Annotated in this window: 19 protein-coding genes, 4 tRNA genes and 1 other RNA gene; 9 read left to right on the top strand and 15 right to left on the bottom strand. The window is 58.1% G+C overall.

Annotated features, from left to right (window positions below; genetic code table 11):
- Window positions 1-11: 11 nt before the first annotated feature.
- Complete coding sequence (gene gapA / locus GKN89_RS03080; RefSeq protein ID WP_004932222.1) at window positions 12-1007, bottom strand: glyceraldehyde-3-phosphate dehydrogenase; 996 nt, start codon at window positions 1005-1007, stop codon at window positions 12-14.
- Between the two features lie 348 nt (window positions 1008-1355).
- On the opposite strand from gapA, the gene msrB reads away from it, so the two are divergent.
- Window positions 1356-1769, top strand: coding sequence for a peptide-methionine (R)-S-oxide reductase MsrB (gene msrB, locus GKN89_RS03075; protein ID WP_019452764.1), 414 nt, complete (start codon window positions 1356-1358; stop codon window positions 1767-1769).
- A 63-nt stretch (window positions 1770-1832) separates the two neighbouring features.
- Window positions 1833-2105 carry a YeaC family protein gene (locus tag GKN89_RS03070; protein WP_004932218.1) on the top strand — a complete coding sequence of 91 codons (273 nt, stop codon included), beginning with the start codon at window positions 1833-1835 and terminating at the stop codon, window positions 2103-2105.
- Between the two features lie 42 nt (window positions 2106-2147).
- On the opposite strand, the gene GKN89_RS03065 is transcribed toward GKN89_RS03070, so the two are convergent.
- From GKN89_RS03065 to sppA, 4 genes are all read right to left on the bottom strand, one after another.
- Window positions 2148-3425, bottom strand: coding sequence for a glycoside hydrolase family 18 protein (locus tag GKN89_RS03065; RefSeq protein WP_154746325.1), 1278 nt, complete (start codon window positions 3423-3425; stop codon window positions 2148-2150).
- 232 nt (window positions 3426-3657) lie between these two features.
- Window positions 3658-4290, bottom strand: coding sequence for a bifunctional nicotinamidase/pyrazinamidase (gene pncA / locus GKN89_RS03060; protein WP_074054038.1), 633 nt, complete (start codon window positions 4288-4290; stop codon window positions 3658-3660).
- A gap of 22 nt (window positions 4291-4312) precedes the next feature.
- Window positions 4313-5329: an asparaginase gene (ansA, locus tag GKN89_RS03055; protein WP_025159798.1), complete on the bottom strand. Its 1017-nt coding sequence runs from the start codon at window positions 5327-5329 to the stop codon at window positions 4313-4315.
- Between the two features lie 93 nt (window positions 5330-5422).
- Window positions 5423-7279: a signal peptide peptidase SppA gene (gene sppA, locus GKN89_RS03050; RefSeq protein ID WP_154746324.1), complete on the bottom strand. Its 1857-nt coding sequence runs from the start codon at window positions 7277-7279 to the stop codon at window positions 5423-5425.
- Window positions 7280-7439: 160 nt separating this feature from the next.
- Here sppA and GKN89_RS03045 point away from each other — a divergent pair, with 160 nt between their 5' ends.
- From GKN89_RS03045 to GKN89_RS03025, 5 genes are all read left to right on the top strand, one after another.
- Entirely contained in the window at window positions 7440-7991 is a 552-nt protein-coding gene (locus GKN89_RS03045) for an NAD(P)H nitroreductase (RefSeq protein ID WP_154746323.1), read from the top strand.
- Between the two features lie 158 nt (window positions 7992-8149).
- Window positions 8150-9193, top strand: a complete 1044-nt coding sequence (gene selD / locus GKN89_RS03040; protein ID WP_019452758.1) for a selenide, water dikinase SelD — start codon at window positions 8150-8152, stop codon at window positions 9191-9193.
- Window positions 9193-10311: a tRNA 2-selenouridine(34) synthase MnmH gene (gene mnmH / locus GKN89_RS03035; protein WP_370520149.1), complete on the top strand. Its 1119-nt coding sequence runs from the start codon at window positions 9193-9195 to the stop codon at window positions 10309-10311. Before selD ends, mnmH begins: the two co-directional genes overlap by 1 nt.
- Window positions 10311-12236, top strand: coding sequence for a DNA topoisomerase III (locus GKN89_RS03030; RefSeq protein ID WP_154746322.1), 1926 nt, complete (start codon window positions 10311-10313; stop codon window positions 12234-12236). Before mnmH ends, GKN89_RS03030 begins: the two co-directional genes overlap by 1 nt.
- A complete protein-coding gene (locus GKN89_RS03025) occupies window positions 12233-12529 on the top strand; it encodes a YnjH family protein (protein WP_063918458.1) in 297 nt (98 codons plus the stop codon). Before GKN89_RS03030 ends, GKN89_RS03025 begins: the two co-directional genes overlap by 4 nt.
- A gap of 21 nt (window positions 12530-12550) precedes the next feature.
- Here the strand turns inward: GKN89_RS03025 and GKN89_RS03020 are convergent, their stop codons facing one another.
- The 10 genes from GKN89_RS03020 to GKN89_RS02975 form a co-directional block, all read right to left on the bottom strand.
- Window positions 12551-12952, bottom strand: coding sequence for a pyrimidine (deoxy)nucleoside triphosphate diphosphatase (locus GKN89_RS03020; protein WP_019452754.1), 402 nt, complete (start codon window positions 12950-12952; stop codon window positions 12551-12553).
- 43 nt (window positions 12953-12995) lie between these two features.
- On the bottom strand, window positions 12996-13802 hold the full coding sequence (gene xthA, locus GKN89_RS03015) for an exodeoxyribonuclease III (protein WP_019452753.1): 807 nt from the start codon (window positions 13800-13802) through the stop codon (window positions 12996-12998).
- A 100-nt stretch (window positions 13803-13902) separates the two neighbouring features.
- A complete protein-coding gene (locus tag GKN89_RS03010) occupies window positions 13903-14475 on the bottom strand; it encodes a TIGR00730 family Rossman fold protein (protein ID WP_019452752.1) in 573 nt (190 codons plus the stop codon).
- A gap of 112 nt (window positions 14476-14587) precedes the next feature.
- A non-coding RNA gene (locus GKN89_RS03005) (RtT sRNA) lies at window positions 14588-14711 on the bottom strand.
- 50 nt (window positions 14712-14761) lie between these two features.
- Window positions 14762-14846: transfer RNA gene (locus GKN89_RS03000), tRNA-Tyr, on the bottom strand.
- A 189-nt stretch (window positions 14847-15035) separates the two neighbouring features.
- A tRNA-Tyr gene (locus GKN89_RS02995) sits at window positions 15036-15120 on the bottom strand.
- A gap of 189 nt (window positions 15121-15309) precedes the next feature.
- Window positions 15310-15394 (bottom strand) — tRNA-Tyr (locus GKN89_RS02990).
- A gap of 189 nt (window positions 15395-15583) precedes the next feature.
- Window positions 15584-15668 (bottom strand) — tRNA-Tyr (locus GKN89_RS02985).
- Window positions 15669-15844: 176 nt separating this feature from the next.
- A complete protein-coding gene (purU, locus tag GKN89_RS02980; RefSeq protein ID WP_154746321.1) occupies window positions 15845-16693 on the bottom strand; it encodes a formyltetrahydrofolate deformylase in 849 nt (282 codons plus the stop codon).
- A 67-nt stretch (window positions 16694-16760) separates the two neighbouring features.
- A complete protein-coding gene (locus GKN89_RS02975) occupies window positions 16761-17225 on the bottom strand; it encodes a YchJ family protein (RefSeq protein WP_154746320.1) in 465 nt (154 codons plus the stop codon).
- A 117-nt stretch (window positions 17226-17342) separates the two neighbouring features.
- On the opposite strand from GKN89_RS02975, the gene rssA reads away from it, so the two are divergent.
- Together rssA and rssB are read left to right on the top strand one after the other, a co-directional pair.
- Window positions 17343-18245, top strand: a complete 903-nt coding sequence (rssA, locus tag GKN89_RS02970) for a patatin-like phospholipase RssA (RefSeq protein ID WP_154746319.1) — start codon at window positions 17343-17345, stop codon at window positions 18243-18245.
- 103 nt (window positions 18246-18348) lie between these two features.
- Window positions 18349-19362 (top strand): two-component system response regulator RssB, encoded by a 1014-nt coding sequence (gene rssB, locus GKN89_RS02965; RefSeq protein WP_154746318.1) that lies wholly within the window; start codon window positions 18349-18351, stop codon window positions 19360-19362.
- Window positions 19363-19444: the final 82 nt, after the last annotated feature.

The following is a 19444-nucleotide window of genomic DNA, read 5'->3' as shown; positions in this document are numbered from 1 at the left end:
ACATCATGCCATTACTTGGAGATGTGAGCGATCAGATCCAGAACCTTGTTGGAATAACCGGTTTCGTTGTCGTACCAGGAAACCAGTTTCACGAAGTTGTCGTTCAGTGCGATACCGGCTTTGGCATCGAATACGGAAGTCAGCACTTCGCCGTTGAAGTCGGTGGAAACCACGTCGTCTTCAACATAGCCCAGAACGCCTTTCATCGAGCCTTCAGCGGCGTCTTTGATGGCTTTCTTGATTTCTTCGTAGGTAGCCGCTTTTTCCAGACGCACGGTCAGGTCAACAACGGATACGTTAGGAGTTGGTACGCGGAACGCCATACCGGTCAGTTTGCCTTTCAGCTCTGGCAGAACCACGCCAACCGCTTTCGCTGCGCCGGTAGAAGAAGGGATGATGTTCTGGGATGCGCCGCGGCCGCCGCGCCAGTCTTTGTGGGACGGGCCATCAACGGTTTTCTGAGTAGCGGTGGTCGCGTGAACGGTGGTCATCAGGCCTTCAACGATACCGAAGTTGTCGTTGATGACTTTAGCCAGTGGCGCCAGGCAGTTGGTGGTGCAAGAGGCGTTGGACACGATGTCCTGGCCAGCATATTTGTCAAAGTTAGCGCCGCGCACGAACATTGGGGTCGCATCTTTGGATGGGCCAGTCAGAACGACTTTCTTAGCGCCAGCGGTGATGTGTTTACGTGCGGTTTCGTCGGTCAGGAAGATACCGGTCGCTTCAGCAACCACGTCAACGCCCACTTCGTTCCACTTCAGGTTAGCCGGGTCTTTCTCTGCGGTAACACGGATGGTTTTGCCGTTAACAACCAGGTGGCCGTCTTTAACTTCTACCGTACCGTTGAAACGGCCGTGAGTAGAGTCATACTTCAGCATGTAAGCCATGTACTCTGCGTCCAACAGGTCGTTGATTGCAACGATCTCGATGTCAGAACGCTCTTGAGCAGCACGGAAAACAATGCGACCGATACGGCCAAAACCGTTGATACCTACTTTGATAGTCATATATTCCACCAGCTATTTGTTAGTGAATAAAAGGTTGGTTGTAAAATTACAAAAACCTTACCCAGCGTCAAGCGGAATCGTGTCAATTCTTGCGGCAAGTCAAACCGGAAGGGTGGTTTTGCACGCTTATTGCACAGTCCATTTGCGCTCGGCCTTATCCGTTATATGGGGACAAGCCGCCAAGTATAAAGTCAGCATGCGCAAGATGTGTGATCGTTATCACATATCATCGTGACGTGGCCTTTATGGGCTACAGTTTAGGCCAAAAAACCCTGCAGCGGTGTTAATTTTTTGTTATTATTAATCATTGTTTTCGTTGACATTATCCACATTCAGAGATAAGCACAAATGGCTAAAGAGACAACCCCCGGTCATCCGGTCACGGAACTGAATGAAATCCAACGTTATGTGACGCAACAGCGCGGCACCGAAGCGCCGTTCAGCGGCAAATTGCTGCACAATAAGCGTGAGGGCGTGTACCATTGTCTGTGTTGTAACCAGCCGCTGTTCTATTCCGAAACCAAATACGATTCCGGCTGCGGCTGGCCGAGCTTTTATGAGCCGGTTTCCGCCGATGCGATTCGTTATCTCGATGATAACTCTCATAATATGCATCGTGTTGAAATCCGCTGCGGCCACTGCGACGCGCACCTGGGGCACGTTTTCCCCGACGGTCCGCAACCGACCGGCGAGCGTTACTGCGTCAACTCCGCTTCGCTGAGCTTCACCGACGGTGAGAATGGCGACCAAACGGCCGGTTAAGTGGTAATTTAACCAACAAAATCGATTCAGCTAATTATTCATCCGTAAGCGAGAAGGGCTCTGATGGACGTGAAAGATCTGATTGCGGCGATGACGCCCGAGATATACCAGCGCCTGGTGCAGGCGGTTGAGCTGGGCAAGTGGCCGGACGGCGTGGCGCTGACGCCTGAGCAGAAGGAAAACAGCCTGCAGGCGGTGATGCTGTGGCAGTCGATGAACAACGTCGATCCGCAGCACATGAGCATCGGCACCGACGGGCAGATCGTGATGAAGAGCAAGCAAGAACTGAAGCAGCAGTTCGTTGCTGAGCCGCTGGTCAAACTCAAACCGCAGTAAGCTGTTCCTAAAGCGGGGCGATGTCGCCATCGCCCCGTCGATTTACCGTTTCTCGCTCTTAATCCCCAGCGATTCCGCCAGCTGTTGCGCCAGCCGGTTGTTGTCGTCCGCGCCGTATTCCCAGAACATCGCACCGCCCAATCCCTGGCTTTTGATGTATTCGGCTTTGATGGCCACCGAACGCGGGTTCTCGTAGGAGATAGCGAACAGCGGTTTGCCTGTGGCGGATTGCAGCGTCAGATAAGGCACTTTGGCGTCGTCATCCCAGTGCTCGCGGAAACGGCGCTGCGGATCGTTGAGCAGTTTGCTGACGATGTCGTGGTATTTAAAGTAAGTGTCTTTGCTGAGATCCAGCCCCAGCGCGTTGAACAGAGCGGTTTCTCGCGCACTGAAATAAGGCTGCGTCACCGGATGTTTGGCGGCGTCCGGCTTGTCCCAGTCGATGCCCGCTTCGGTCGCTCGTTTCGGCACCCGGCCATAAAAACCGATACCGAGGTTCATCTGCGCCGGTTTTAATCCGGCGGCAAGATAATGTTTTACCACGGAATCGGCGCTGTAGCGGTCGGCGGCGGCCACGGTTGGCCAGCGCTTTGAATCGTACAGGTTGGCATTGAAGTACTGCGTGCCGTAAGCCATGTCATAGGTCATCAGATTGATGTAGTTGAGGTGAGGGGCAATGCTTTTCACATCGACCCATTCCTGCGGGCTTTTGACGTTGGCACCGACGGCGATGGTCAGTAGTTTACCTTTACCCAGCGCCTGGTGAAGCTCTTTCAGCAGCAGGGTGAAGTTGTCGCGGTCTGCCGGCTGGCTTTCCACCAGCCCCCAGGCGCCGTTCACCGGGTATTCCCAGTCCAGGTCGATGCCATCCAACTGATGCTGTGCAATCACCTGCAGCGCGGAGCGGATGAATATCGCCCGGTTTTCTGCGGTGGCGGCCGCGCCGGAGAAGCCGCGAGCCCCCCAGCCGCCGACCGACAACAGGACTTTCAACTCGGGGTTCTGTTTACGCAACACCGGCAGCCGTTGCAGATCGGCCGTTACCTTCGGCGACAGGTAGATCTGGTGCCGGCGCGCGGGATCTTTCAACGCCGCATTGGTTTCATCCTTCTCACCGTTGTAGATCAGGCCAAACGAATAGTTGAGGTGGGTGATTTGCGTCACGTCCAGTTTGTCGATATCACCGCCGGGGCCGGCGGTGACGTCGCCACCGCCGTTGAAGTAGCCGACGGAGAGATAGCCTGCCTGCGCCGAGCCGACGCCGGCCATAGCCAACTGCACCGCTGCCAGCAAAGGCAGCAGTTTTCGGGTTAATTTCATGTTTGTCTCCTTGGGTCGGCAAGGCCGACCGTACCGCCAGCGGCGGTCACAATAAAGCCGGGCTCAGCGAGCCCCGGATGCGTATAACCGATTGACGTCAAAAGCGTCGCAGTCATAACAGCAAAAGCGTCTGTCGGTCACAAGCGGCTGGCGGAGAAGAAGGGCGGTATTGTGAGCGGCGTCGATATTTTCGCCGCCGCGCAAAAAGGGCGCCGATGGCACCCGAGAGGATTTAGCTGGCGAGGAACTGTGACAGGGTAACCAGTTGTGCGCCGGCGTGCGCCATGTCCTGCAGCGCCTTTTCGCTGTCGCCCGGCTGCAGATTAACGCCGCGGCAGCCGTCGACGATCACTTGCGTTGGATAGCCGGCAGCCAGCGCATCCAGCACGCTGAACTTCACGCAGTAATCGGTCGCCAGGCCCATGATCGCCAACTGTCGGACACCCTGCGATTGCAGCCAATCGTGCAGTTCGGTCTGCGCCCGGTGGCCGTTATCGAAGAACGCGCTGTAGCTGTCGATATCCGTATCCTGTCCTTTGCGAAAAACGGCATCGATGTGTTGCCGCTGCAACTGGGGATGAAAATCGGCGCCGTGGCTCCCTTGCACGCAGTGCACCGGCCACCACACCTGCGGCAGGCCTTCCAGCTCGCCGAGGGTGCCGACCTGCGCATGTGAATTCACCGCAAAGCTGCGATGATTGGCCGGGTGCCAGTCCTGGCTGGCCACCACCGGCTCACCGCGCGCCAAACAGGCGGCGATCGCCCGATTGGCGACCGGAATGACGGCGTCGCCCTCCGTGACCGCCAGCGCGCCGCCGGGGCAGAAATCGTTTTGCAGATCGATCAACAACAAGGCCGTTTTCATCGCCACTCCCTAGGTCAGTGGATTAACCGTTGATGCTCAGTTCGCCGCGCAGGTCTTGCTGCATCAGCGTGCGGATTTGTTCCGGCGTCAGCGGCTGGCTCAACAGATAGTGCAGTTTGGTCAGTGCGGCCTCCACCGTCATGTCGAAACCGCTGATCACCCCGGCGTGCGCCAACGCGTTGCCGGTGGCGTAGCCTTCCATATTGACGCGCCCGGAGATGCACTGCGTCAGGTTGACCACCACGATGCCGCGTTCGGACGCCGCGCGCAACTCGTCGATCAGCTCGGCTTTCTGCGGCGCGTTGCCGACGCCGTAGGAACGCAGGATAAGCGCTTTGACCGGCTGCAGCAGGAAGTTGCGCACCACCGCGCCGGAAATGCCCGGATAGATGGTGACCACGCCGATCGGCTGCGGCGTGATGTCGTGCACTTGCAGCGCGCCGTCACACGCCGGACTGTCGATGCCGTGCTGGCGGCGAATATGGATGCCGGCTTCCAGCAGCGGCGGCAGATTGGGGGAAGCGAAGGCGTCGAAGCCGTCGGCGTGCGCTTTGGTAGTGCGGTTGCCGCGGAACAGCTTGTTGTTGAAGAACAGGCTGACTTCATTCACCGGATGGTTGGCCGCCAGATACAGTGCGTTCAGCAGATTGGTTTGGCCATCGGAACGCAGTTCCGCCAGGGGAATTTGCGAACCGGTGACGATCACCGGTTTGGCCAGGTTTTCCAGCATAAAGGAGAGCGCCGAGGCGGTGAACGCCATGGTGTCGGTGCCGTGCAGGATCACGAAGCCGTCGTAGCGGTCGTAGTTCTGTTTGATATCGTCGGCGATGTGTTGCCAGTCTTCCGGCGTCATGTCCGAAGAGTCGATGAGCGGCGCATATTCATGAATGGTGAAATCCGGCATCTCCGGCCGATGGAATTCGGGCATCAGCGCCAGCTGGCGCTGCAGGTGGCCGGAAACCGGGATATAGCCGTGATCGGAACGCTGCATGCCGATGGTGCCGCCGGTGTAGGCGACGTAAATGGATTTCTTTTGCATGGTCATGATTTTAACAAAGATAAGATGGGCTGAATTATAGGGGCATGGCGGCAGAAAAAAAGCCCGGCGATGGCCGGGCTGCAGAATTATTTGTTAGCGGACTTCTCCGCAGGTCAGGCAGATCGCATAGCGGTTTTGCGGATCGTTCAGGTTATTGAACAAGCCCGGCTGTTCTTTCACCGCGTTGGCGACCGACGCCAGCGGGGCGGGCAGCATGGCCTGAATCGCCGCCGGCAGCATGCCGTGAATGGAAACGCCGAACTGGCTGAGCACCATATCGCTCAGGCTTGGGGTGTCGACGAACCAGTCGAGCTGCCACTGTTGCAGTTTCGCCAGCTCGGCGGCTTTCTTCACCGCGTCGTCGAAATCACCTAACTGATCGACCAGGCCGTTGGCCTTGGCGTCGCTGCCGAGCCACACGTGGCCTTGCGCGATTTGGTCAACCTGTTGCGGGGTCATCTTGCGCGATTTGGCGACCAGATCGAGGAAGTTCTTATACCCGTTTTCGATGTTCAGCTGCATCATCTGCGAGAACTCCTGCGGCAGCGCCTTGGTGACCGCGATGTCGGCCAGCGGCGAGGTCGCCACGCCGTCGGTGTGCACGCCCAACGTATCAAGGGTTTTCTCGTAGGTGTTGATGATGCCGAAAATGCCGATGGAGCCGGTCAGCGTGCTCGGGCTGGCGATGATGTAGTCGGCCGGCGTCGAGACCCAGTAGCCGCCCGATGCGGCCATGCCGCCCATGGAAACTACCACCGGCTTGCCGGCGGCGCGCACGGCGGCCAGCTCGGAGCGGATCACTTCGGACGCGCTGACGCTGCCGCCAGGGCTGTTGACGCGGAACACCACGGCCTTGATGGCCGGATCCAGGCGCGCCTGACGCAGTTCGGCGGCGGTGGTGTCGCCACCGACGTTGCCCGGCGTCTGCGGGCCGTCCATGATGGCGCCGTTGGCGAACACCACGGCGATCTTGCCGCCCTGGTTGGCATCCGGTTTCGGCTGGTAATCATAGATGCTGATGGCGTTGAAATCGTTCGCCTGTTTGTCCCAGCCAAAGGTTTTGACCAGCTGATTTTCAATCGCGGTGCGCGACGCCAGCTCATCCACCAGCTTATTGTCCAGCGCATAGCGGGCGGTATCGCCACCGGCAGCCTGCAGGCCGCTCAACACGCCGGCCGCGCCCGGGAACAGCTGCTGCGGCGTCAGTTGACGGTTGGCTGCCACGGTCTCCAGGTAATTCTGCCACAGGCCGCCAATCCAACGGCTGTCCGCTTCACGCGCCGCCGGCGACATATCGTCGCGGATCAGCGGTTCTACCGCCGATTTATAGGTGCCGACGCGGAAGATATTGGTGGTGACCTTAAGCATGTCCAGCAACGACTTGTAGTACAGGTTGTTGGTGGCAAAGCCGTGCAGATCGACCGCGCCCTGCGGCGACAGGTAGACCTTGTTGGCGTAGCTGGCCAGGTAGTACTGCGTCTGGTTGTAGCTGTCGCCGATGGCGAAGATCGGTTTGCCGCTGTCGCGGAATTCGCGCAGCGCCTTGCCGATATAACGTAGCGACGGCTGATCGGCGCCGGCGAAGTCATTCAGCTGCAACACCATGCCGGTAATGTTTTTGTCGTCTTTGGCCTTGCGGATGCTGTCCACCACGTCGAACAGCGAATTCTCCTGCAGACGGCTGCTGGAGGCGCCCAAGAGTTCGCGGCCCCATTGCCGCACCCGGTTGTTGACCGAAGGCTGATCGACCACTACGCCGCTTAAATCGACCAGCAGTGCGCCGCGCGCCGGAGCCGTCGAGGTGGAAGAACTTTGGAAGGATAGATAGATGCCGACCACAACCAGGATCAGCAATACCAGGAACAGGTTAAGGATCAGTTCCCTGATAAAATTCAGCAGACGCCATGTCCACCGGAAAATGCCGGCAATAATTTGCCACAATGTGCGCATGTGCTCTCCAACAAGAGTCGAGAATGTTCCGCTATCCTAATGAGCGGCCGGGTAAATGTCAGCTTTAAATCGTGGCACACGGACGCTATCGCCGAGGCTGTAACTCGTCGTTTAGCTATGTTAACGTGGCCGGAATGAAAATTGTTATCAGGAGTTTACGATGGATGCTCTGGATCTTTTATTGAATCGCCGCTCGGCTTCGCGCCTGGCGGAACCGGCGCCGGCGGGGGAAGTGCGCCAAAATATCATCAACGCGGGCCTGCGTGCGCCCGATCACGGCGCGCTGCAGCCGTGGCGTTTCGTGATGATCGAGAATCAGGGTCTGGAGCGCTTCAGCCAGCTGCTGCAGGCGGCGGCGAAGCAGGATCAACTGGACGACGCGGCGATCGAGAAGGCCACTAAAGCGCCGTTCCGCGCGCCGCTGATCATCACCGTCATCGCGCACTGCACCGAAGAGACCAAGGTGCCGCGCTGGGAGCAGGTGGTTTCCGCCGGTTGCGCGGTGCAGGCGATGCAGATGGCGGCGCTGGCGCAGGGCTTTAACGGTATCTGGCGCACCGGCGCCTGGACCGAGCATGCGCTGGTGCGCGAAGCCTTCGGTTGCCGCGAGCAGGACGAGATCGTCGGCTTCCTCTATCTGGGTACGCCGCAGCTGAAGGCCGCCACCAAGGTGACGCCGCCGAACAGCGCGCCTTTCGTCAGCTATTTCTGAGTTTGTTCCCCGCGGGGCGCGGTGAAAATGCGCCAAACCCCGCAAAATCGCATGGTTTCTGAGCAGGCCGTTCGCTTATCGGCGGCCCGCTCTTATCAATCCCCTCGGCAAGCGCTACCCTATGTTATCTTGAGTGCCGTTATCGAAGGGAGTGGACTATGACATCGCCAGCGATCCGTTTAACCCAGTACAGCCATGGCGCTGGCTGCGGCTGCAAAATCTCACCGAAAGTTCTCGAAACCATCTTGCACAGCGAGCGGGAAAAATTTGTCGATCCGCGCCTGCTGGTCGGCAATGAAACCCGCGACGACGCGGCGGTGTACGACATCGGCAACGGCGTCGGCATCATCAGCACCACCGACTTCTTCATGCCGATCGTCGACGATCCGTTCGATTTTGGCCGCATCGCCGCCGCTAACGCCATCAGCGACGTATACGCCATGGGCGGCAAACCGATCATGGCGATCGCCATTCTCGGCTGGCCGATCGCCAAACTGCCGCCGGAGGTGGCGCAGCAGGTGATCGACGGCGGGCGTTTCGCCTGCCAGCAGGCGGGGATCGCGCTGGCCGGCGGCCACTCCATCGATGCGCCGGAGCCCATTTTCGGCCTGGCGGTCACCGGCGTGGTCAATACCGAGCGGGTGAAGAAAAACAGCGCCGCACAGGCCGGGGCGAAACTCTATCTGACTAAACCGCTCGGCATCGGCGTGCTGACGACCGCCGAAAAACAAAGCAAGCTGCGCCCGGAGCATCAGGGCCTGGCGACGGAGGTGATGTGCCGCCTGAATAAACCGGGCGCCGACTTTGCCGAAGTGGCGGGCGTCACGGCGATGACCGACATCACCGGCTTTGGCCTGTTGGGCCACCTGAGCGAAGTTTGTCAGGGCTCCGGTCTGCAGGCGACGGTCTGGTTCGATCGGGTGCCGAAACTGCCGGACGTCGAGGCGTACATCGCCGAGGGCTGCGTGCCGGGCGGCACCGGGCGCAACTTCGACAGCTATGGCCATCTGGTGGGTGAGATGAGCGACCTGCAACGCCAGCTGCTGTGCGATCCGCAGACCTCCGGCGGCCTGCTGTTGGCGGTGCTGCCCGAGGCGGAAGCGCAGGTGTTGGCGATTGCCGAGCAGCATGGCATCACGCTCAACGCCATCGGCGAGTTGCATGCGGCCTCGGCCGGTAAGCCGCTGATCGAGGTCGAGTAGTGTCCAACGTGCAAGGAAGGCCGGACAGCGACGATTACCCACGCATTTTCCTGCAGGACGTGCCGCTGATTGACGTGCGTGCGCCGATTGAATTCCAGCAGGGCGCCTTCGCCCAGGCGCTGAATTTGCCGCTGATGGTCGACAGCGAGCGGCAGGCGGTCGGTACCTGCTATAAGCAGCATGGCCAGCAAGCGGCGATTGCGCTCGGCCACAGTCTGGTGAACGGCAAACTGCGCGAACAGCGCACTACCGCCTGGCTGACGGCCTGCGCAGAGCGGCCCGCAGGCTATATTTACTGTTTCCGCGGCGGGCTGCGCTCGCAACTGGTGCAGCAATGGTTGCATGAGGCCGGCGTGGACTACCCGCGCATCGTCGGCGGCTACAAGGCGCTGCGCAATTATCTGCTCGGCGTGCTGGCGCAAAGCGCCGAGCTGCCGATGGCCCTGGTCGGCGGCAATACCGGTAGCGGCAAGACGCTGCTGGTCAACGAACTGGCCGACGGCGTCGATCTGGAAGGCGCGGCGCGCCATCGCGGTTCATCTTTTGGCCGAACGCTGGCGGGCCAGAGCTCGCAGATAGATTTTGAGAATCGTCTGGCTGTGTTATTGCTGAAAAAACAGCATGGTGGCAGCCGCCGTTGGGTGCTGGAAGACGAAGGGCGGATCATCGGCAGCAACAATCTGCCGTTGCCGTTGTTCAATGGCATGCAGCAGGCGCCGGTAGCGGTGATCGACGATCCGTTCGACATTCGCCTCGCGCGCTTGCAAGCTGAATATATCGACGGCATGCGCGAACAGTTCGAACAAACCTATGGCGCAGAAGAGGGTTGGCGGCAATACAACGACTATTTGCACCATGGCCTGTTCGCCATACGCCGTCGTCTGGGGCTGGAGCGTTTCCAGCAGTTGACGCTGCGACTCGAAGCGGCGTTGCGGATACAGCGCCTCAGCGGCCAGGGCGACGCGCACCGCGAATGGTTGGCGCCCCTGTTGCAGCAGTACTACGATCCGATGTATTGCTATCAGTTGGAAAAGAAAGCCCAGCGGATCGTCTTCCGCGGGAACTATGCAGAAGTAAGAGAATTCTTGATGACGTTCAGCCAGAAAAACGGTGAATAATGCGACTGTTCATAGCCGAGAAACCGAGTTTGGCGCGCGCCATTGCCGACGTATTGCCCAAGCCGCATCGCCGCGGCGACGGTTATATCGCCTGCGGCAACAACGATGTGGTGACCTGGTGCGTCGGTCATCTGTTGGAGCAGGCCCAGCCTGATGCCTATGACAGCCGCTATGCGCGTTGGTCGTTGGCGGATCTGCCGATCATTCCTGAAAAATGGCGATTGCAGCCGCGCCCTTCGGTCAGCAAACAGCTCAATGCGATTAAAAAGTTGCTGCTCGAAGCCGATGAAGTGGTGCACGCCGGAGACCCGGACCGCGAAGGGCAGTTGCTGGTGGATGAGGTGCTGGACTATCTGGATTTGACGGCAGAAAAGCGCCAGAACGTGCGCCGCTGTCTGATCAACGATCTCAACCCGCAGGCGGTGGAGCGTGCTGTCGAACGCCTGCGCGACAACCGTGATTTCATTCCGCTGTGCGTGTCCGCACTGGCGCGTTCGCGCGCCGACTGGCTCTATGGCATCAATATGACCCGCGCCTATACGCTGCTGGGCCGCAATGCCGGTTACGACGGCGTGCTGTCGGTGGGCAGGGTGCAGACGCCGGTGCTGGGGTTGGTGGTGCGGCGCGACGAAGAGATAGAAAACTTTGTGCCGAAAGACTTCTTCGAGGTCAAAGCGCATATCGTCACGCCGAAAGAAGAGCGCTTTGTGGCGCTGTGGCAGCCCAGCGAATCTTGCGAGCCTTATCAGGATGAAGAGGGGCGTTTGCTGCATCGGCCGTTGGCGGAGCACGTGGTTAAGCGCATCGAAGGCCAACCGGCCCTGGTCACCGCCTATAACGATAAACGGGAATCAGATACCGCACCGCTGCCATTTTCGCTCTCTACGCTGCAAATCGAAGCGGCCCGGCGTTATAACCTCAGTGCGCAGCAGGTGCTGGATGTTTGCCAGCGGCTGTATGAAACCCACAAATTGATCACCTATCCGCGTTCCGACTGCCGTTACTTGCCGGAAGAGCATTTCGCCGGCCGTCACGCGGTGCTAAACGCAATCAGCGTACATCAACCTGAGCTGTACCCGCAGCCGGTGATCGACAGCGATCGCCGCAACCGCTGCTGGGACGATAAAAAGGTCGATGCCCACCACGCCATTATTCCCACCGCCCGCGCCGGCAAGGTCAACCTGACGCAGGATGAGCGGAACGTGTATGGGCTGGTGGCACGTCAGTACTTGATGCAGTTTTGTCCGGATGCGGTATTCCGCAAATGCGTGATCGAGCTGGATATCGCCGGCGGCAAATTTATCGCCAAGGCGCGTTTCCTGGCGGAAGCCGGCTGGCGTACGCTGTTGGGCAGCAAGGAGCGCGACGAGGAAAACGAAGGTGCGTCGCTGCCGGTGGTGGCTAAAGATGATGAGCTGCTGTGCGAGCGCGGTGAAGTGGTGGAACGCCAGACCCAGCCCCCACGGCCGTTTACCGACGCCAGCCTGCTGTCGGCCATGACCGGCATCGCGCGGTTCGTACAAGATAAAGCGCTAAAGAAAATCCTGCGAGCGACCGATGGTTTAGGGACGGAAGCGACGCGAGCGGGGATCATCGAATTACTGTTCAAGCGGGCGTTTCTGTACAAGAAGGGGCGCTATATTCACTCCAGCGAAACCGGGCGCGCGTTGATTCACTCGCTGCCGGATCTTGCTGCTCGTCCTGATATGACGGCCAACTGGGAGGCTACGCTGACGCAAATCAGCGAGAAATCCTGTCGTTATCAGGACTTTATGCAGCCGTTGGTCGGCACGCTGCAAGAGCTGATTTATCAGGCCAAGCAGAGCCGGGCGAGCATGGCGTTTCGTGGATTGCCACCGCCGCCTGCCAGCGGGGGCAAAAAACGCAGAAAAAGCGCCGGTAAGGCGCAGGAGAAGAGTGAATGAAGCACGGACTCATGGGATTGCTGGCCGCCGCTGCGCTGGCGTTTTCCGGCCAGGCCGCCGCCAACCGTGGCGATGTGGACGTGGTGTTGCCGGTCTCTCCAGAAATCTGGGGTACGGCGAAAAACGGCGTCAATCCGCCGCCGGCGCAGCCCTGCAACCGTTGCTGCGTCTACCAGAATCAAAACTATTCCGAAGGCGCGGTGCTCAAAGTGGAGGGGGAAGTGCTGCAGTGCGTGCGTGAGCCCAACACCATCGGCACCAACCCCTTGATTTGGGTGCGCCTGAAGAAGTGACGATGTAACCTATTGCCGCGCTCAGCGTGCATCGCTTTGCGCGGCGATATAGTCCGCCAGCAGTGGAACGTCGGCGGGCGCCAGAGTGAATTCCTGTGCCTGTTGCGGCGTGACCCAGACCAGCGCCGAGTGGCAACGCTGTTGCAGTTCGCCGGAGAAATCCACGACTCGCCAGGCGTGCAGCCGGATGACGCGTTCGCCTTGCTGCCACTGATTGCTGCCCACGTAGGCGTCGACACGGGCGCAAATCCCCAATTCTTCATCCAGCTCGCGCGCCAGCGCCTCTGGCTGGCTCTCGCCCGGCTCAACCTTGCCGCCGGGAAACTCCCACAGACCGGCCTGATCGCTGCCTGGGCCGCGCTGGGCCAGCAAAATGCGGCCGTTCTGTTCCAAAATAGCGGCTACCACGTCGATAATTTTCATTGGCTTCACAAAGTAAAACCCCGGCGAGCGCCGGGGTGATGGGTTACAGCGTAAATTCCGCCCAAACCGGCGCGTGGTCGGAAGGTTTCTCCATGCCGCGGGTTTGATAGTCGATGCCGGTGGCGATGCAGCGCGAAGCCAGCGGGGTGCTGGCCAGCAGCAGATCGATGCGCAGGCCGCGGTTGTCGTCGAAGCCTTTTGAGCGATAGTCGAACCACGAAAACTCGTCATTGCGTTCCGGGTTGGCGTGGCGATAGGTGTCCACCAGGCCCCAGTTCAGCAGGCGATCCATCCATGCGCGCTCTTCCGGCAGGAAGGAGCACTTACCTGTACGCAGCCAGCGTTTACGGCTGTCTTCGCCGATGCCGATGTCATAATCGCTGGGGCTGATGTTCATGTCGCCCATGATCAACACCGGGGATTCCGCCGACAGCTGTTGCTCCAGATAGTTTTGCAGGTCCTGATAGAAACGCGTTTTAGCCGGGAACTTGATCGGGTGGTCGCGGCTTTCTCCCTGTGGGAAGTAGCCGTTAATCACCGTCAGCGTACCCTGCGGGGTCGCCAGATCGGCCATGATGATGCGACGCTGCGCATCTTCTTCATCGGTCGGGAAGCCGCGGCGTACAGCCAACGGTTCCGCTTTGGTCAGCAGCGCCACGCCGTAATGGCCTTTTTGCCCGTGATAGAACACGTGGTAGCCGTGCTGGCTGACTTCTTCCAGCGGGAACATGTCGTCGTGAACTTTGGTTTCCTGCAGACCGATCACGTCGGGCTGGTGCTGCTCGATAATTGCCGCCAGCTGGTGCGGACGCGCGCGCAGTCCATTGATATTAAAAGAGACAAACTTCATGAGCGGTGCCGTTTTCACGAGAAAAATGTGCTGTGATAGTAGCAGAGTTTGGCGGGAAATGTAACGCAGACAGCGGCGGGCCCGCTGACTGCGCAGCCGGTTATTTCGCCCAGCGGTCGTAATTTTTAGGCTGATAGTCGTCAAACTGTTGCAGCAGCGTTTGCGCCGATTCGCTGATGTGCAGCGTACCGAGATAGTCGTGACGCATGAAACCCTGATCGGCGACATGTTCGAGGAACTGGCTCAGTGGGCGGTAAAACCCGTTAACGTTCAGCAGGCCGACCGGTTTGTTGTGATAGCCGATCTGTCCCCAGGTCCAGATTTCAAACAGCTCTTCCAGCGTGCCGATGCCGCCGGGCAGGGCGATAAAACCGTCCGCCAACGCCGCCATACGGGCTTTGCGCGTATGCATGTCAGGCACCACTTCCAACTCGGTCAGGCCGCGATGCGCCGTTTCCGCTTCAACCAGGCGCTCAGGGATAATGCCGACAGCTTCACCGCCTGCGGCCAGCACGGCGTCCGCCACGATGCCCATCAACCCTTTTTTGCCGCCGCCGTAGATCAACCGGCGCCCCTGTCCGGCCAGCAGTTGCCCCAGTTGACGGGCCTGCTCGGCATAAGCGGGGTTGACGCCTTCGCTGGCGCCACAAAAAACGCAAATATTGTTTCGCATCCACCTGTTCCTTACTGCACTAAAGAAGCCAGTGGTATAGCGAATTGTCGGCCGGAGTTCAAGTTACTGCTGGGAGTGTGGAGATAAAACATCAAGGTGAAAGCGGCGATAAAGGGAGATAAATTGAGTTTATTGATACGAGAGCTATTCACCCTGCGGGCCGCGCTGAAGCGCGTTGTCTCACTGCGTGAGACTCGAACCTTGTCGAAGCTTCTCATCCTTCCCCAGTACGGAGTATTATGGATGTGATGTGCTTTAAGTGGGTTTTGGAGTTTTGTGCAAGGAATGGTGGTGGGGGAAGGATTCGAACCTTCGAAGTCAGTGACGGCAGATTTACAGTCTGCTCCCTTTGGCCGCTCGGGAACCCCACCATGATATTCATGGATTTACTGATTTTTTAAGGAATGGGCTAAATTCCTGTTGTGTGCTTCTAAGGATTACTGCACTAAAGCACGTTGTCTCGCTACGCTCGGCTCGAACCTTGTCTAAGCTTCTCATCCTCCCCCTCGGCGTATAATGAGATTTCAGCTTTCGCTTCAAGTTCATCAACAAAGAGAAGATGGTGGTGGGGGAAGGATTCGAACCTTCGAAGTCAGTGACGGCAGATTTACAGTCTGCTCCCTTTGGCCGCTCGGGAACCCCACCATGATATTCATGGATTTACTGATTTTTTAAGGAATGGGCTAAATTCCTGTTGTGTGCTTCTAAGGATTACTGCACTAAAGCACGTTGTCTCGCTACGCTCGGCTCGAACCTTGTCTAAGCTTCTCATCCTCCCCCTCGGCGTATAATGAGATTTCAGCTTTCGCTTCAAGTTCATCAACAAAGAGAAGATGGTGGTGGGGGAAGGATTCGAACCTTCGAAGTCAGTGACGGCAGATTTACAGTCTGCTCCCTTTGGCCGCTCGGGAACCCCACCATGATATTCATGGATTTACTGATTTTTTAAGGAATGGGCTAAATTCCTGTTGTGTGCTTCTAAGGATTACTGCACTAAAGCACGTTGTCTCGCTACGCTCGGCTCGAACCTTGTCTAAGCTTCTCATCCTCCCCCTCGGCGTATAATGAGATTTCAGCTTTCGCTTCAAGTTCATCAACAAAGAGAAGATGGTGGTGGGGGAAGGATTCGAACCTTCGAAGTCAGTGACGGCAGATTTACAGTCTGCTCCCTTTGGCCGCTCGGGAACCCCACCATATTACATGGCTATTTAACTGGCCTTGCTTGCGAGAGCGCTGTCTCGGTAAGCGGGGCGCATCATATCAAATGAAGCGGATGTGTAAAGCATTGAAATGCAGAAAATGAATCGTTTGCCGTTTTTTTATTCTTGGCGGTGCATCCCTGAACGAAATGCACCGATTTATTGAGCGATTACAGAATAACGGTGCGATTGCCGTAGACGAAGACACGCTGCGCCAGTACCTGGTACAGCGCGCGGCTGAGCACATTTTTCTCGACGTCGCGGCCGGCGCGCATCATATCCTCGGCGGAGTAGGTGTGATCGACGTGGATCACGTCCTGCATGATGATTGGGCCTTCGTCGAGATTGTCGTTAACGTAGTGGGCGGTGGCGCCGATGATTTTCACGCCGCGCTCGTAGGCCTGGTGATAAGGACGCGCGCCGATAAACGCCGGCAGGAACGAATGGTGAATGTTGATCACCTGATTCGGATAATGTTGTACGAAGGCCGGCGTCAGTACGCGCATATATTTGGCCAGCACTACATAATCCGGCTGATATTGATCGATCCTGACCGTCATTTCGCGGTCGTGCTGTTCGCGCGTCAGGCCTTCGTGGCTCACCAGGTGGAAAGGAATGTCGAAACGCTCCACCAGCGATTGCAAGGTGTCGTGGTTGCCGATCACGGCGGCGATTTCAACGTCGAGACCGCCATAGGCGCTTTTCATCAATAGATCGCCCAGGCAGTGGGCCTCTTTGGTGACCAGCACCACGATGCGCCGGCGTCCGGTGCTGTGCAGCTCGCGCAGTGAACCTTCCGGCAGCGCGCTGTCCAGATCGGCCAGCAGCGTGTTGTCGTTGAAAATGCCTTCCAGCTCAGTGCGCATGAAGAAACGCCCGGTGCGGTGATCGACGAACTCATTGTTCTGGACGATATTGAGTTCGTGCTTGTAACAAATGTTGGTGATCTTGGCGATCAGCCCTTTGGCGTCCGGGCAGATGGTGCGTAACACTTTCCGTTGTACATTTTGGTGTGGCATGAGCTTGGGGATCCTGTCTGAACTGAATGGCCTGTCTGCGCAGGCATAAACGTGAAGCGCCGGCCGGCTAGCGCCCGCAGCACTTCTTATATTTTTTCCCAGAGCCGCAGGGGCAAATTGCATTTCTGCCGGGCTGGGGTTGGGTACCGTCGATATAATACCAACGTTGATCGCGGCGAAGGAAGCGTGAGCGCTCATGCATCGCCTTAGGGGCACCGCTGTCACCGTCGGTAAAACGGGCGATGAATTCGACGAAGCCCTCATCCGCTTCATGGCCGGCTTTCTCTTCCACGATCGTCAGGCCCAGCCATTCGGTGTTTTTAAAACTGTCGACGATGGCATTGCGCCACGCTTCGGCGCCGCAATCGGGGTGCCAGGTGGCGATCAGATAGTCGACGTTATGATTAACGTAGGCGGTGAAGCGTGAACGCATCAGCTGACCCGGGGTCGGCGCCGGCTGGCTGCCATTGATAAAAAGGGCGCAGCACGCGTTGTAGGTCAGTCCGCTGCCGCATGGGCATGATTCGGGCAAAATAACTCCTGAAAGACGAGGCAGAAAATGAATTTAGCGCATATGTTACCTAACAATATTCGTTGGTGACAATCTACCCTGAAAGCAGAGGCAACCCTTTACCGAGAGGATGGCGCTATGCGGCAAATCAAGATCGGACTGGCGCTGGGGGCAGGCTCGGCCAAAGGCTGGGCCCACATCGGCGTGATTAATGCGTTAAAGAAACTGGGGATTGAGGTCGATATCGTTGCGGGTTGCTCTGTCGGTGCGCTGGTGGGCGCGGCGTTCGCCAGCCATCGTTTGCCGGCGATGGAGCAGTGGGTGCGGTCGTTCAGCTATTGGGACGTGATCCGGTTGATGGATTTTTCCTGGCAGCGCGGCGGTTTGCTGCGCGGCGAACGCGTATTTAATGCCGTCGGGCAGCTGTTGAAGATCAATGACATCGCCGAGTGTGCGCTGAAGTTCGGCGCCGTGACGACCAACCTCAGCACCGGCCGCGAACTGTGGCTGACCGAGGGCGATATTCATCAGGCGGTGCGCGCTTCTTGCAGCATGCCCGGCCTGTTGGCGCCGGTGTGGGCCGACGGCTATTGGCTGGTGGATGGCGCGGTGGTGAATCCGGTACCGGTGTCGCTCTGCCGGGCGCTCGGCGCCGACATCGTCATCGCTGTCGATCTGCAGCATGACGCGCATCTGATGCAGCAGGACCTGTTCTCGGTACGCGGCGAGGACCAAAGTACGGATGATGCCCCCGCAGGCAATTGGCGCGGGCGTCTGCGAGAGCGGGTTGGCAGAATGCGGCAGCGCAAACCGACGACGGCGCCGACGGCGATGGAGATTATGGGCACGTCGATTCAAATGTTGGAAAATCGTTTGAAACGCACGCGGATGGCGAGCGATCCGCCGGACGTCTTGATCCAACCTTTCTGTCCGCAGATTTCGACGTTGGATTTCCATCGCGCCGAAGAGGCGATCGAGGCGGGGCTGCTGGCGGTGGAAAAACAACTGGATCGGTTGTTGCCGTTGATAAAAAATAGATAATTCTCGGTTCTCGGTTGGCAATGCACGGTCGGTCTGTTTCAGACGAGCATAAGTGACCTTTTTGAGCCACTATTACACTATGGAAAGGGACGAGGCTCGGCTGATGGCATTACCACTCACTCACAAGCGCATCTTGATCGTGGAGGACGAACAGGTGTTTCGTTCCGTGCTGGTCGGGTACTTGACCTCGCTGGGCGCAGAAACCGGCGAAGCGACCAACGGTTTACAGGCGCTGAGTGCCGTGGATGATTTCAAGCCGGATCTGATTCTGTGCGATCTCGCGATGCCGGAAATGGGCGGCATTGAATTTGTCGAGCACCTGCGCCTGCAGGGGGGGCAGATCCCGGTGCTGGTGATCTCGGCGACCGACAAGATGGCTGACATCGCCAAGGTATTGCGGCTGGGCGTGCAGGATGTGTTGCTGAAGCCGCTGACCGATCTGAATCGCCTGCGTGAAGCGGTGCTGGCGTGTTTATATCCCAATATGTTCACCTCCCAGGCCATTGAAGAGGTCGAGCTGTTTCAAGATTGGGATGCGTTGAGCAAAAATCCTTCCGAAGCGATTAAATTGCTTAAACAGCTGCAGCCGCCGGTACAACAGACCATTGCGCATTGCCGGATCAATTATCGGCAGTTGACCACGGGAGAGAATCCCGGCCTGGTATTGGATATCGCAGCGCTGTCAGAAAAGGATCTGGCGTTCTATTGTCTGGACGTCACCCGCGCCGGCGATAATGGCGTATTGGCGGCGTTGCTGTTGCGCGCATTATTTAATGGATTGCTGCAAGACCATCTGGCTAATCAACAACATCGCTTGCCGCAAATGTCGGCATTGTTAAAGCAGGTTAATCAATTATTGCGACAGGGGAAATTGGAGGGGCAATTCCCCCTGTTGCTGGGATATTATCACGCCGAAAATAAAAACCTGATTCTGGTTTCCGCCGGGCTGCACGCCAACGTCAATACCGGCGACAATCAAATTCAGCTGAGCAACGGCGTGCCGCTGGGTACGCTGGGCGCCACCTACATGAATCAGATCAGCCAACGCTGTACTGCCTGGCAATGTCAGGTATGGGGGAGCGGGGGCCGATTGCGGCTGATGCTCAGCGCTGAATAATCGGTGCCGAGTGGCGAGATCTTAAGCTATTCACTTATCGGTAATTAAACCGTTTATTTATTCCCCCGATTATCAGAGCGGG

It is taken from the genome of Serratia sp. YC16 (assembly GCF_009707615.1).
GTDB classification, from domain to species: Bacteria; Pseudomonadota; Gammaproteobacteria; order Enterobacterales; family Enterobacteriaceae; genus Serratia; species Serratia surfactantfaciens.
The sequence above is the reverse complement of the archived record's forward strand: the minus strand, read 5'-3'. Positions and strand labels throughout refer to the sequence as shown.